At 71.9% G+C, this 12,906-nt stretch carries 10 protein-coding genes; 7 read left to right on the forward strand and 3 right to left on the reverse strand.

Features of this window, described 5'->3' with window-relative positions; translation table 11 throughout:
- Positions 1-50 precede the first annotated feature (50 nt).
- Complete coding sequence (locus tag ACFQE5_RS15930; RefSeq protein WP_379585903.1) at positions 51-1,271, forward strand: MFS transporter; 1,221 nt, start codon at positions 51-53, stop codon at positions 1,269-1,271.
- Between the two features lie 86 nt (positions 1,272-1,357).
- On the opposite strand, the gene ACFQE5_RS15935 is transcribed toward ACFQE5_RS15930, so the two are convergent.
- A complete protein-coding gene (locus ACFQE5_RS15935) occupies positions 1,358-2,221 on the reverse strand; it encodes a DUF72 domain-containing protein (RefSeq protein WP_379585930.1) in 864 nt (287 codons plus the stop codon).
- Positions 2,222-2,285: 64 nt separating this feature from the next.
- Here ACFQE5_RS15935 and ACFQE5_RS15940 point away from each other — a divergent pair, with 64 nt between their 5' ends.
- The 4 genes from ACFQE5_RS15940 (at position 2,286) to ACFQE5_RS15955 (ending at position 8,518) form a co-directional block, all read left to right on the forward strand.
- On the forward strand, positions 2,286-3,116 hold the full coding sequence (locus ACFQE5_RS15940; RefSeq protein ID WP_379585904.1) for a serine hydrolase domain-containing protein: 831 nt from the start codon (positions 2,286-2,288) through the stop codon (positions 3,114-3,116).
- Positions 3,117-3,385: 269 nt separating this feature from the next.
- Positions 3,386-3,646 carry a hypothetical protein gene (locus tag ACFQE5_RS15945; RefSeq protein WP_379585906.1) on the forward strand — a complete coding sequence of 87 codons (261 nt, stop codon included), beginning with the start codon at positions 3,386-3,388 and terminating at the stop codon, positions 3,644-3,646.
- A gap of 29 nt (positions 3,647-3,675) precedes the next feature.
- Complete coding sequence (hrpA, locus tag ACFQE5_RS15950; protein WP_379585907.1) at positions 3,676-7,767, forward strand: ATP-dependent RNA helicase HrpA; 4,092 nt, start codon at positions 3,676-3,678, stop codon at positions 7,765-7,767.
- 49 nt (positions 7,768-7,816) lie between these two features.
- Positions 7,817-8,518 carry an acetoacetate decarboxylase family protein gene (locus ACFQE5_RS15955; protein WP_379585909.1) on the forward strand — a complete coding sequence of 234 codons (702 nt, stop codon included), beginning with the start codon at positions 7,817-7,819 and terminating at the stop codon, positions 8,516-8,518.
- Between the two features lie 6 nt (positions 8,519-8,524).
- Here the strand turns inward: ACFQE5_RS15955 and ACFQE5_RS15960 are convergent, their stop codons facing one another.
- Complete coding sequence (locus tag ACFQE5_RS15960) at positions 8,525-9,379, reverse strand: alpha/beta hydrolase (RefSeq protein ID WP_379585910.1); 855 nt, start codon at positions 9,377-9,379, stop codon at positions 8,525-8,527.
- Between the two features lie 13 nt (positions 9,380-9,392).
- Positions 9,393-10,979 carry a carboxypeptidase regulatory-like domain-containing protein gene (locus ACFQE5_RS15965; RefSeq protein ID WP_379585912.1) on the reverse strand — a complete coding sequence of 529 codons (1,587 nt, stop codon included), beginning with the start codon at positions 10,977-10,979 and terminating at the stop codon, positions 9,393-9,395.
- A 195-nt stretch (positions 10,980-11,174) separates the two neighbouring features.
- Between ACFQE5_RS15965 and ACFQE5_RS15970 the strand changes: the two genes are divergently transcribed.
- Entirely contained in the window at positions 11,175-11,549 is a 375-nt protein-coding gene (locus ACFQE5_RS15970) for an RNA-binding S4 domain-containing protein (protein ID WP_379585914.1), read from the forward strand.
- Positions 11,550-11,587: 38 nt separating this feature from the next.
- The gene (locus ACFQE5_RS15975; protein WP_379585916.1) at positions 11,588-12,694 is read left to right on the forward strand and encodes a quinone-dependent dihydroorotate dehydrogenase; all 1,107 of its coding nucleotides are present in this window, start codon (positions 11,588-11,590) and stop codon (positions 12,692-12,694) included.
- Positions 12,695-12,906: the final 212 nt, after the last annotated feature.

A 12,906-nucleotide genomic window follows, 5' to 3' on the forward strand; every position in this document is an offset into this window, starting at 1 on the left:
GGCATGCGGGCCCAGGAGGTTGGGCCTCACATCGATTAGCATTGCTCAACGTGCATGGCGACCGCAGCAGGCCCGCATCCTCCGCTCAGCATGGTGGTCGGCGCGCGGCCGTCGGCGCTGTCGCGACGACGACGGCGACCGTGCTGCCGGTCTTCCTCACCGGCGCGCTCGCGGTCCAGATCTCGGCCGAGCTCGGCTTCGATTCGGCTGGGCTGGGCCTCGTGGTGGCCTTGTACTTCGGGGTCAGCGCGTTGGCCTCGCTGCCGGTGGGCCGCCTCGTGGAACGGTACGGCTCCCGCGCGACCAGCCGCTTCGCCGTGCTGGGCGCCGCCGCGGCGATGGTCGGGCTCGCCGCCGGGGCGCGCTCCTACGGTGCCCTCGTCGCGATCCTGCTGTGCAGCGCCTGGTGCAACGTGATGGGCCAGCTGTCCGCCAACCTCACCCTGGCCCGTTCGATTCCGGCGCATCGACTCGGGCTCTCCTTCGGGATCAAGCAGGCCGCGATCCCGCTGGCCACCCTGCTGTCCGGGGCCGCGGTGCCGTCCGTCGCGCTGACCATCGGATGGCGCTGGGCGTACGTTCTCGGCGCTGGCCTCGCACTGACCGCGCTGCTGCTCACCCCCCGCGGAAGCGCCGCGCACGGGCACGTCCGCACCGACCCGGCCGAGCGGGCCACCGCGGCGCTGAGCGTGATCGCCGTGGCGTGCGGGCTCGCGGCGGCGACCGCGACCGCGTTGGGCATCTTTCTCGTCGCCTCCGCCGTCGACCGCGGGGTCGACCCCGGGGTGGCGGGGCTGGTGCTGACCCTGGGCAGCGTGGTCGGGCTGTCCTGCCGGCTCCTGCACGGCTGGCTCGCCGACCGCCGCGACGGCGGGCATGTCGCCGTTGTCGCGGCGAGCCTCGGGCTGGGGGCGGGCGGGATGGCGCTGCTCGCCGTGCCCGGCACCCCGGCGCTGGTCGCCGGGACGGTCCTGGCCTTCGGGCTGGGCTGGTCGTGGCCGGGGCTGCTGCAGTTCGCGGTGGTCCGGCTCAACCCCTCGGCGCCCGCAGCGGCCACGTCGATCGTGCAGATGGGTGTGTACGCGGGCGGTTTCATCGGGCCGGTCGGGTTCGGGTTCCTCGCCAGCCATGCCGGGTTCCCGACCGCCTGGCTGATATGCGCGGCAACGATCCTCCTCGCCGCGGCCGGGATGGTCATCGGACGCCGGATGCTGGTCGTGCACGGCCGGTCCCGGCGGGCGGTGTGCCCGCAGCCGTCGCTGTCGGGCTGAGCTGTTCGGCGCGTTCGGCCCGCAGCGACGACGCGGCGCTGCGGGCCCCCGCCCTGGGATCACGACGTCGCCGATGTCCGGCGGGCTCAACCGCGCGTCAGCAAGGCGGCCAGGGCGATCGCATCCCGCGGCGCGTGCGCCTTGATGTCGTTGTCGAAGTAGACGTACACGTCGCGCCCCGCGGGAAGCCGCGGCCCGGGCGGACCGACGGTGAACGGTGTGACCGGCGACTCCCCGGCATGCCAGGCCCGCACCTTCGCGGCCCAGTTGGCGAGTGCGGCCGGGGAGTAACCGCTGGTGTAGAGCTCGGCGTCGCCGTGCAGCCGGACGTAGCAGTGCCCGGCCGTCATGTCCTCCAGATGCGGCCAGCTGCCCGCCGAGTCGGCCACCACCAGCGCGATGCCGCGCTCCCGCACCAGCTCGACCAGCTCGGCGCAGGCGAAGCTCGGGTGGCGCACCTCGAGCGCGTGTCGCACCGGACGTTCGGCGTCGGTGCTGGTCAGCGCCCAACCGTCGAGGCGCTCGTCGTGCCGGGACGCGAGCTCGGCAGCCGCACCGGTGCTTCGCGGGAGCTGGTCGAGGAACGTGATGAGCCGCGCACGGTCGAACCGCATCCGCGGCGGAAGCTGCCAGAGCACCGGGCCCAGCTTGCGGCCCAAGGCCAGCACCCCGGAGGCGAAGAAGTTCGCCAGCGGCGTCTCGACATCGCGCAGCTGCTTCAGATGGGTCACGAAACGGGGCCCCTTGACCGCGAAGACGAAATCGTCCGGGGTGTCGGCGGCCCAGGCGCGGTACCGCTGCGGCCGTTGCAGCGAGTAGAACGAACCGTTGATCTCGATGCTCGTCACCGTGCGGGACAGGTATCCGAGCTCCGCACGCTGGACAAGGCCGGGCGGATAGAAGACCCCACGCCAGCACGGATACCGCCAGCCCGACGTCCCGATCCTGATCTCGGCCACGAATCGGGAGTACCCTCGCGCGGCCCCGGTACCGGATGCCGGAGAGGATGGACTCGTGTCAGATGTGCACAAGGCGGTCAGTGGTGTCCTGGACTGGCCCGTCGCCCACGCGGCCGCGGCGCTCGTCGCCGCCGACGGATCCGTGCTGGCGACCGCCGGGGAACAGGACCGTCCGTTCCGGCTCGCGTCGGTGACCAAGCTGTTCACGGCCTATGCGACGCTCGTCGCCGTCGAGGAGGGCGCGATCGAATGGGACGACCCGGCCGGGCCGCAGGGCTCGACCGTTCGGCACCTCGCCGCGCATGTCTCCGGGCTGGCCTTCGACTCCGATGCCGTGCAAGCCGCCCCCGGCGCCCGGCGGATCTACTCCAATACCGGGTTCGAGATTCTGGGCGCGACGATCTCGGATGCGAGTGGCATTCCGTTCGCCGACTATCTGCATGAGGCGGTCTGCGAACCGCTCGGCCTCACCGGCACCCGGCTGACGGGCTCGCCCGGCGCGGGCGCGGTGTCCACCACGGCCGACCTGGCCCGGTTCGCCGCGGAGTTGCAGGCCCCCACCCTGGTCGCGGCGTCGACGCTCGCCGACGCGGTGCAGGTCGCTTTTCCCGGCGTGGCCGGTGTGCTGCCCGGCTACGGCCGCCAACAGCCCAACGACTGGGGCCTGGGTTTCGAGTTGCGCGACAGCAAGAACCCGCACTGGACGGGAAGCACCAGTTCACCGCGGACGTTCGGGCACTTCGGCCAGTCCGGGACGTTCCTGTGGGTGGACCCCGCTGCCGACGTCGCCTGCGTCGCGCTCACCGACCGCGACTTCGGGCCGTGGGCGATCGAGGCCTGGCCGGCCTACACCGACCGGGTGCTCGCCGCCGTGGCATCGAGATAGCCCTGAGCAGCCCTGCACAGCGAACCAGCGCAGCGGGTTTCTCGATCAGCGGGCACTCCTGCCGCCGGCCGGGAGGAACCGGGGGAATGATCCCGGTGGCCCGGTGGTTGGACGGAGTGTTCGAGTCGGGCGGCCGTGTCCCCGGGCCGCACTTGATCACCGCCGCCGCGGAATACCGTCCGGCTGGAGCCGCGGTGCGCCACTCGCCGCGAGGCGACCGCCGTCCGGCTCGGACGCTTCACGCTCCTCTCGTTAAGGACGGCACCGGTATGAAGGGCGATCGGGTCGAGATCGTCATCGATGCGGGCAGCGGGACAACCCGCACCTACGACGTCGTCGCGACGCGTGCGGGCCGCCGGGTGGAGATCACCCACGGGCGCGGCGTGGTCGAGGTCAGCGAGGTCACCCGCGGCGGGACGGTCGCGCGCACCGCGCGATTCCTCGCCAACCGGGTGCTCGCGCTCGTCGAACATCCGGCCGCGGACGCCCCGGCCCCGGACGAGATCACACCCACCCTGCGGTCGGCCTGAACCGCTTGGCCAGGCACACTGCGGAAACGATGTCTTCCCCCACAACCCGAGCCACTGGCGCACGCCCGGCACCCACCGCGGGACCCGCCGTACCGCCGGACGTCGCGCCCAACCCCGGAGACGGCGCTTCGACCCGCGCCCGGCCCCGCAGGCGCGGGCCGCGGGGCCGCGGCCCGACCCGGCCCACCCTGCGCCCCGACGATGCCCGCACCACCGAGCTCGCGGCGCGGATCACGGAGCTCGGGCTGCGCGACGCCGACCAGCTCGGCCGCCGGCTCGAGGGCACCCGCAGACTCATCGACGACGGCGCCTACGAGCGAGCGCTCGCCGAGATCGGACACGCCGTCGAGGTCGCCGAACATCGGCTGCAGCGCCGAAGCGCCGCCCTTGGGCGCATCTCGTACCCACCGGAGCTGCCGGTCAGCGCCCGACGCGAGGACATCGCCGCGGCGATCCGCGATCACCAGGTCGTGGTCCTCGCGGGCGAGACCGGATCCGGAAAGACCACCCAGCTGCCCAAGATCTGCCTGGAGCTCGGCCGCGGCGTGCGGGGAATGATCGGGCACACCCAGCCGCGGCGGCTCGCGGCGCGCACCGTCGCCGCGCGCATCGCCGAGGAGCTGGGCACCGAGCTGGGCGAGATCGTCGGCTGGAAGGTGCGTTTCACCGACCAGGTCGGCGACCACACGATGGTCAAGCTGATGACCGACGGCATCCTGCTCGCGGAGCTGGCCGGCGACCGGATGCTGCGCCAGTACGACACCCTGATCATCGACGAGGCGCACGAACGCAGCCTCAACATCGACTTCATCCTCGGGTACCTGACGCGGCTGCTGACCCAGCGCTCCGACTTGAAGGTCATCATCACCTCGGCGACGATCGACCCGGAGCGGTTCGCCGAGCACTTCACCGAGGCCCTCGGCGCGCCCGTACCCATCGTCGAGGTCTCCGGCCGCAGCTATCCGGTGGAGATCCGGTACCGGCCCGTCGTCGATCCCGACGATCCGGACGCCGATCCCGACCGCGACCAGCTCGACGCCATCGCCGACGCGGTGACAGAGCTGCAGCGCGAGGGCCCCGGCGACATCCTGGTCTTCCTGCCCGGCGAGCGGGAGATCCGCGATACCGCCGACGCCCTGGCGAAGCGCAGGTTCCGCAACACCGAGATCCTGCCGCTCTACGCCCGGCTCTCCACGGCCGAGCAGCATCGCGTGTTCGCCCCACATCCCGGCAACCGGATCGTCCTGGCCACCAATGTCGCCGAAACCTCGCTGACGGTGCCCGGCATCCGCTACGTGGTCGATGCGGGCACCGCACGGATCTCCCGCTACTCCCGGCGGCTGAAGGTGCAGCGGCTGCCGATCGAGAAGGTCTCCCAGGCCAGCGCCAATCAGCGGGCGGGCCGCTGCGGCCGGACCAGCGACGGGATCTGCATCCGGCTCTACGCGCAGGACGACTTCGACGCCCGCCCGGAGTTCACCGATCCGGAGATCCTGCGCACCAACCTCGCCTCCGTCGTGCTGCAGATGATCGCGCTGGACCTCGGAGAGATCGCGAAGTTCCCGTTCGTCGAGCCACCCGACCCGCGCGCGGTCGCCGACGGCCTCGCGCTGCTGCACGAGCTGGGCGCGCTGGAGAACGGCAACCGGCTGACCGCCGTCGGCCGGGCACTGGCCCGGCTGCCGGTCGACCCGCGGCTGGGCCGGATGCTGGTCGAGGCCGACCGGACCGGCTGCCTGCGCGAGGTCCTCGTGATCGCGGCCGCGCTGTCCGTCCAGGACCCTCGGGAGCGACCGACCGAGCAGCGTCAGGCCGCCGACGCGAAGCACGCCCGGTTCGTCGGCGAGGGCAGCGAGAGCGGAACGAGCATCGACGCGGCCGGCTCCGACTTCCTGGCCTTCCTCAACCTGTGGACCTACCTGGATGAGCAGCGTGCGGCGTTGTCGGGGAACCGGTTCCGCCGGCTGTGCCGCGACGAGTTCCTGCATTTCCTGCGCATCCGCGAATGGCAGGACCTGCACGGACAGCTGCGTCAGGCCGCCCGCACCGCCGGCATGACGCTCAACGACGTGCCCGCGAACCCGGACCGGATCCACATCGCGGTGCTGTCCGGGCTGTTGTCCCAGGTCGGGCTGCGTGAGGCCGAGACCAGGGAGTACTCGGGGGCGCGCGGCGCGAAGTTCGTCATCTTTCCGGGTTCCCCGCTCGCCAAGCGACCACCGCGCTGGGTGATGGCCGCCGAGCTGGTGGAGACCTCGCGGTTGTTCGCCCGCACGGTCGCCCGGATCAAGCCGGAGTGGATCGAGCCGCTGGCCGGGCATCTGGTGAAGCGCTCCTACTCCGAGCCGCGCTGGTCGCGCAACCGCGCCGCGGTCGTCGCCACCGAGCGGGTCACCCTGCACGGCGTCCCGATCGTCGCGAACCGAACCGTCGACTTCGCGCGCGTCGACCGGGAGGTCTCCCGCGAGCTGTTCATCCGGCACGCGCTTGTCGAGGGCGACTGGGACACCCGTCACCGGTTCTTCCACGCCAACCGCGAGTTGCTCTCCGACGTCGAGGACCTCGAACATCGGGCCCGGCGCCGCGACCTGGTGGTGGACGCCGAGACACTCGTCGCGTTCTACGAGGAGCGAGTCCCCGAACACGTGGTGTCCGGGCGGCATTTCGACTCGTGGTGGAAGAAGACGTCGCGTCAGCGGCCCGAGCTGCTCGACTTCACCGAGGAGATGCTGCGCACCGCGCAGGCTGCCGAGGTGGACCGGGACGCCTACCCGGACCACCTCGAGGCCGGCGGGCTGACCTTGCCGCTGTCGTACGCGTTCGAGCCGGGCCATCACACCGACGGCGTCACCGTCGACGTCCCGGTCGCCGCGCTGCACCAGGTCGATCCCACGCCGTTCACCTGGCAGGTGCCCGGCCTGCGCGAGGAGCTGGTCACGGCGCTGATCAAGACGTTGCCCAAGACATTGCGCAGGCATTTCGCCCCGGCTCCCGACCACGCCCGCGCGGTGCTCGCCCGGCTGACGGCCGGTGACGAGCCGCTGCTCGACGGGCTGGAGCGCGAGCTGGGCCGGATGCGCGGGGTCGCCATCCCCCGGGAGGCGTGGGAGCTCGACCGGCTCCCCGACCATCTCACCGTCACGTTTCGCGTCCTCGATGAGAAGGGCCGGGAACTGGCCCGCGGGACCGATCTCGAGGCGCTGCGCCGCGACCTCGCCCCGACCGTCCGTGAGGAGCTGGCCGCGGCGGGTGTCGACATCGAGCGTTCGGGCCTCACCACCTGGACCATCGGTGCGCTCCCCCGCGAACATCCGATCCGCCGCGGAACGCACACGGTCACCGGATACCCGGGACTGGTCGACCGTGGCACCAGCGTGGACGTGCGGGTCTTTCCGACGGCCGCCGAGCGCGATCCCGCGCACCACCGCGGCGTCCGCAGGCTCCTGCTGCTGGACACGCCGTCGCCGGTGCGGCAGGTGCAGCGCGAGCTGGACAACTCGGCGAAGCTCACGCTGGCGCGCAACCCGCACGGGTCCGTCGCGGCGCTGCTGGAGGACTGTGTCACCGCCGCCGCCGACGCCCTGATCGCCGCGGCGGGCGGCCCGGCCTGGGACGATCCGTCCTACGCGCGTCTGCGCAAGCTCTTCGCCGACCGGCTCGCGGGCACCACCCTGCAGGTGCTGCACGCCGTGCGCGACGTGCTCGCGGGCTGGCACCGCGTGCAGTCCCTACTCGGGGAGCTGCGCGCGCCGGTTCTCGCCGCGGCCGTCGCGGACATCACGGCGCAGTTGAGCGATCTGGTGGGCCCCGGGTTCGTCGCGGCCACCGGAGCGCAGCGGCTCGCCGACGTCGCGCGGTATCTGGAGGCGATGCAGCGGCGAATCGAGAAGCTGCGTGCCGATCCCGCCCGGGATGCACAGTGGACGATGCAGGTCCGGCTGGTCGCCGATGAGTATGCCGCCGAACTGGCCGCCGTGCCGCCGGGTGTTGCGCCGTCCCCCCCGCTGCGCGAGATCCGCTGGATGATCGAGGAGTTGCGGGTGAGCCTCTATGCCCACCCGATGCGCACCCGCTACCCGATCTCAACCAAGCGTATTCTCGCTGCACTGTCGCGCTTGTGAGTGCGTAACAGTGTTCTAACACTGTTACGCACTCACGGTGGGGGTTACCGTGGCGATACGGCTCGAGGACGGCAGCTGGAAGGTCCAGGGGCGACGGGTCACATTTCCGGTCCGCATCGCCGATGCGGCCCTGGCTGGCGCGGTCTACCTCGTGCGCACCGAGTCTGCCCGGTACCTCGTCCGCGAGACCGGCCTCGAGCTGGTCTCGTTCGCCGGGCGTACCCCGCTGTTCCTGCTGCTCGTCGACTACAAGATCAATGATCTCGGCGACTACGACGAGGTCGGCGTCGCGCTGCTCGCCCGGCATCACCGACGCACGGGGCTGTTCCTCACCCAGCTCCCGGTGACCCAGTCCTTCACGATGGAAGCCGGACGCGCGTTATGGGGGCTGCCCAAGTGGCTGGCCCGCGCCGAGCTCGACATCGTCGGTCGGCACGCCGAATGCCACCTCGCCGAGGACGACCGGCATGTGCTCACCGCGTCGCTGAGCACGCTGCCCGGGCGGCTGCCGCTGACCGTCCGCGCCGGGCTCACCACACTGGCGCCGCGCCATTCCTCGGTGCTCGCCAGTTCGCTGCGGGTGCGGGCCCGAGGGGTGCGCCTCGGCTTCGCCGGTCGTGTCGTGCTCGGGCGCGACCACCAGATGGCCGACGAGTTGCGCGCGCTCGGGCTGCCGCGGCGCCCGGTGTGCACGGTGATCGTCGACCACCTCGCGTTCGTCATGCACCCTGCCGTGACGCTGCTGCGCTGAACAGGGTCAGCGATGCGCGTCGAGCCATTCGCGCAGGTCGGTCAAGGGACGCTCGCGTTCGGGCTCGTTGTAGATCTCGTGCCAGAGCCCGTCATAGAACCGGAAGGTCGCATCCGCCGAGCCAAGGGTCACCGCGAGCCGCCTGCTCCCCTCCGGATCGGTCAGCCGATCGTCGGTGCCGTGCTGAAGCAACAGCGGGATGCGCAATGCTCGCGCCCGCTCGGGCAGGACGCCGAACTGCGCGAACAGCGCCGAGGACAGGCCGAGCGTCGGGTTGCCGCGGTGGACGAGCGGATCGGCCCGGTAGCCGGCGACGACCGCTGGGTCTTTACTGATCTTGCTCTCGTCGATGCCCGCCGGGCGCAGCGTCGGGGCAACCTTGGCCAGCAACATCAACAGCGGCACCGCCACCTTGGGCACGGCGTCGCTGGCCAGCGCGGGCGCGGACAACACGAGGCCGTGCAGGTCGTCCTGGTGGTCCAGCGCGTAGGCGAGCGCGATCTGCCCGCCCATGCTGTGGCCGAGCAGGAACACCGGCAGCCCCGGGTGGCGGGCCACGATGTGCCGGCGGAACGTCTCGTAGTCGGCGAGCCAGTCGGCATATCGGTCGAGGTGGGCGCGGCGGCCACCGGAGCGGCCGTGCCCGCGATGATCAAGGCCGTAGACGGCCCACCGGTCGGGCACGAGTGCCTCGACGACGTTCCGGTAGCGGCCGCTGTGCTCTCCGAGCCCGTGGCAGAGCAGCAGAACGCCGGTGGGCGGGACGTCGATGGCGTTGTCCGGCAGCCACCCCTGCCAGAACAGGTGGATGCCGCGCGCGCCATCCAGCCGACCGTCGATCCGCTGCGCCTGCACCGCCATGCCTCTCCCCCGCTCAACCGTCCGTTGCGGAACCCGGCTCCGCTGTCGTCCTCCCGGATGACAGCACAATGTCCTGCTCAACGACGGACGCCTCGCGGACCTGCACGACCACGGCCATCGGGTCGTACTGCGCGGTGGTCACGGCGAGTGTGTACTCACCGGCCGCGAGGTCACCGAGCCGGTAGCCGCCGGTCGCGTCGGTCTGGGTCGCCTCGGCGATCTCTCCGTCCTGCAGCAACGTCACGCTCGCCCCCACGACCGGGGTCTTCGACGGCGTGCGCACCACGCCGGTGAGCGATCCGGATCCCGCCAGCAGCACCTCGACGTCGTGGACCGCATCCTCGACGGTCACCGCGACCGCGCCGGGCTGGTGGTCCGGCGCCGAGGTCACCAGAACGTATCCACCGGGCCTCGGCGCCTCGACGACGCCGCGACCGTCGGCGCCCGACACCACCCTGCCCGCCTCCAGGCCGTGTCCATCCAGCAGCGTGACCGTGGCCTCGGGCACCGGTACCGAATCCCGACGGATCACCCGGAATCGAATCGGCTGCGCCTCGATCTCGGTGTCCTCGATCTCGGTGGCGAGAGCGGTCGGCGCCGCGAACGCGAGGTCCGCGGCGCCGGAACGCGGGCTCGGATCGGGGAAGCCGAGCGTGCGCAGCAGGGCTTGATCGACCTCGGTGGGCTCGTCCCCGCCGATCACCGGGCGGTCGGTCGCCGTCGGCGGGTTCGCGGCGAGATCGGGGGAGACCGCCGCGCCATTGGTCGGCTTGGCCTCGACGGCCGGGTGTCCGACCGCGGCGTCCCGGGAGCCGGGGCTGCTCGGCCCGGAGTTTGCGGGCCCGGAGTCGGGAACGGCCGTGGGTCCGAAGGACAGCGGCGGGTCCGTCGGGCTCGGAGCCTCGCGCCGGGCGTCGTCCTCGTCGGTATCGACCTCCGCCCAGTCCGCCCAACCGGCCAGTTCGTCGTCCGGTCGGATCGCGGGACCCCGCGACTCGGCCGCCGGTTCGGCCCAGGGCAGCGGCGACGCCACGCCCAGCGAAACGGAACCCCCCTCGGCCACGAACCGGCGCCAGGCCGGCGGGCCCATCCGGTCCGACTCGACGACGGCCCGCTCGACCGGCTGCTCCGGAGCGGCGAGGGTGGGGAGGGTCAGGCTGCCATCCGGCACCCTGGCCCACGGTGGGCTGACCGGGCTGGGCCCACAGGTACCCACCGTGATCATCTCGGGTTCCGGGAGCGTGGCGGGCAGCTGCGGGATCGTCGGCTTGGATTCGGCCGGGGTTGTGCCGGCGACCGGGGGTGTGTTCCCCAACAGCGGCTCGGCGTGGTCCGAGACGTCCGGCTCGGGCCGAGGCTCGGGCTCTCCCTCGGACTGCACCGGCGGATCGGCGGAGGCCATCGGAGCGGGATCGGCCTTCGAGGACTCGGACACCGCCTGTTGGGCCGCCCGGAGCTGAACCAGTTCGGCGACGGTGCCGGGGTGGCCGGTCTCCTCCTCGCGACGGGTGCGTCGGCGTCTGCCGGCACGGAGCAGAACCACCAGGCCTGCGATCGCCAGGACGCCCAGCGCCAGACCGACAAGGCCCATCGCATCCATCGCAGCCTCCCTCGCCGCCGTCTCCTTGCCGTGCGATGGTGCGTTGGACCGTCCGCTGGGACGGCGGGGTCGGTCCCAGCGCCGCGCACGCCCGGGCCGAGCCGGCCCTCTGGCGAACCGTAACACCCGTGTGTGCACAACACCGTTCCAACGGTGCCGCGCGCTCCACAGTGTCCTTCCTGCCATCATCGAGCCATGGAGTCCACCCGCGTCGACCGTTGGTTGTGGTCGGTCCGACTGGCCAAGACCCGGTCGGACGCGGCTGCCGCCTGCCGCGGCGGGCACGTTCGGGTCAATGACAAGCCGGCCAAGCCTGCAACACCCGTGCGCATCGGCGACACCGTACGGGCCCGGATGCGTGACACCACCCGGATCGTCGAAGTGACCCAGGTGATCGACAAACGGGTCGGGGCTCCGGAAGCCGTCCGCTGCTATGTCGACAACACCCCCGCCCCGCGCCCGGAGACCGCCATCCCGGTCGCCCGACGGGCACGTGGCACCGGCCGACCGACGAAGCGGGAGCGCCGCGTCCTCGACGCATGGCAACGCAGCCTCCGGGAACGACCCTGACCGCGTGGCGGGGGGAGCACGCCCGCGAAGATGGGCGGATGTACGACCTGCTGTTCCGCCACGTGTTCAGTCACGTTCCCGCCGAACTCGCACACCGAGCCGGATTCGCGCTCATCCGCGCGGCGGCCGGGCCCGTCCCGTTCGGCCGGCTGTGGGCCGCTGTGCGCGGGCACACCGATCCCGTCTTGCGGACGCAGGTCATGGGGATCGACTTCCCGACTCCTCTGGGGCTCGCCGCCGGATTCGACAAGAACGCCGTGGGCGCCAGAGCACTGGCGCGCCTGGGTTTCGGCTACGTCGAGATCGGGACGGTGACGGCCCGCCAACAGCCGGGAAACCCGAGGCCGCGACTGTTCCGCCTCCCCGAGGACCACGCCCTGATCAATCGGATGGGATTCAACAACGATGGGGCCAAGGCGGTCGCCGACCGCCTCCGCGCACTGCGGGACGGACCCGGCGAACGCGTCGTACTCGGAGTGAACATCGGAAAGTCCAAGGCCGCGACGCCGGACGAAGCCGTCGACGACTATGTGCGCAGCGCAACCCTTCTCGGGCGGTACGCCGACTACCTCGTCGTGAACGTCAGCTCACCCAACACGCCGGGCCTGCGCGACCTCCAGCAGGTGTCGGTCCTCGAGCCGCTGCTGGCCGCGGTGCGGGAGGCGATGGTCTCCACGATTCCCGCGCGCCACGTGCCCCTGCTGGTCAAGATCACGAACGACCTTGCCTCCGAGGACATCGACGCCGTCGCCGATATGGCCCTGCGCCTCGGCCTGGACGGGGTGATCGCCACCAACACCACCGTGTCCCGCTCCGGGCTTCAGACCCCGCAAGCCGTCCTCGATGGTATCGGCGCGGGCGGACTATCGGGCCGGCCGCTGTCCGCACCGGGGCTTGCGGTCATCCGACGGCTCCGCGAGCGCCTCGGAACGGAGGTGCCGATCATCTCCGTGGGCGGAATCGAGTCCGGTCAGGACGCCTACACACGCATCCGCGTCGGGGCGTCCCTCGTGCAGGCGTACACGGCGTTCATCTACCAGGGGGCCCGCTGGCCCGTCACTCTCTGCCAGGAACTCGCCGCTCTGCTTCGTGCCGACGGGTTCGAGCGCCTCTCCGACGCGGTCGGTGTGGACGCCCCGTCCTGACCGCGCGGGCGTGGGCGTCGTGGGGCCGGGGCGACAATGGCCGCGGCTCCCCCGCTCCCCTGTTATGTGGGTCCGGGGTGGTGTGGGTTGTGTGGGTGCGGATTGGCCACGGGCCCCCGCCGGTGTGGTGGGGGCCCGTGGCCGTATATTTTTTTTGGGTTGGTTGTCGGCGGTGTCCTACTCTCCCACACCCTGGCGGGTGCAGTACCATC

This window comes from Pseudonocardia hispaniensis, assembly GCF_042658695.1.
Lineage (GTDB): Bacteria > Actinomycetota > Actinomycetes > Mycobacteriales > Pseudonocardiaceae > Pseudonocardia > Pseudonocardia hispaniensis.

What these genes read in the sequence shown, in the direction of transcription:
- ACFQE5_RS15960 (WP_379585910.1), bottom strand. Translation starts at nt 9,379, where the DNA reads ATGGCGGTGCAGGCGCAGCGGATCGACGGTCGGCTGGATGGCGCGCGC.
- ACFQE5_RS15965 (WP_379585912.1), bottom strand. Translation starts at nt 10,979, where the DNA reads ATGGATGCGATGGGCCTTGTCGGTCTGGCGCTGGGCGTCCTGGCGATC.
- ACFQE5_RS15970 (WP_379585914.1), top strand. Translation starts at nt 11,175, where the DNA reads ATGGAGTCCACCCGCGTCGACCGTTGGTTGTGGTCGGTCCGACTGGCC.
- ACFQE5_RS15975 (WP_379585916.1), top strand. Translation starts at nt 11,588, where the DNA reads ATGTACGACCTGCTGTTCCGCCACGTGTTCAGTCACGTTCCCGCCGAA.
- hrpA (WP_379585907.1), top strand. Translation starts at nt 3,676, where the DNA reads ATGTCTTCCCCCACAACCCGAGCCACTGGCGCACGCCCGGCACCCACC.
- ACFQE5_RS15945 (WP_379585906.1), top strand. Translation starts at nt 3,386, where the DNA reads ATGAAGGGCGATCGGGTCGAGATCGTCATCGATGCGGGCAGCGGGACA.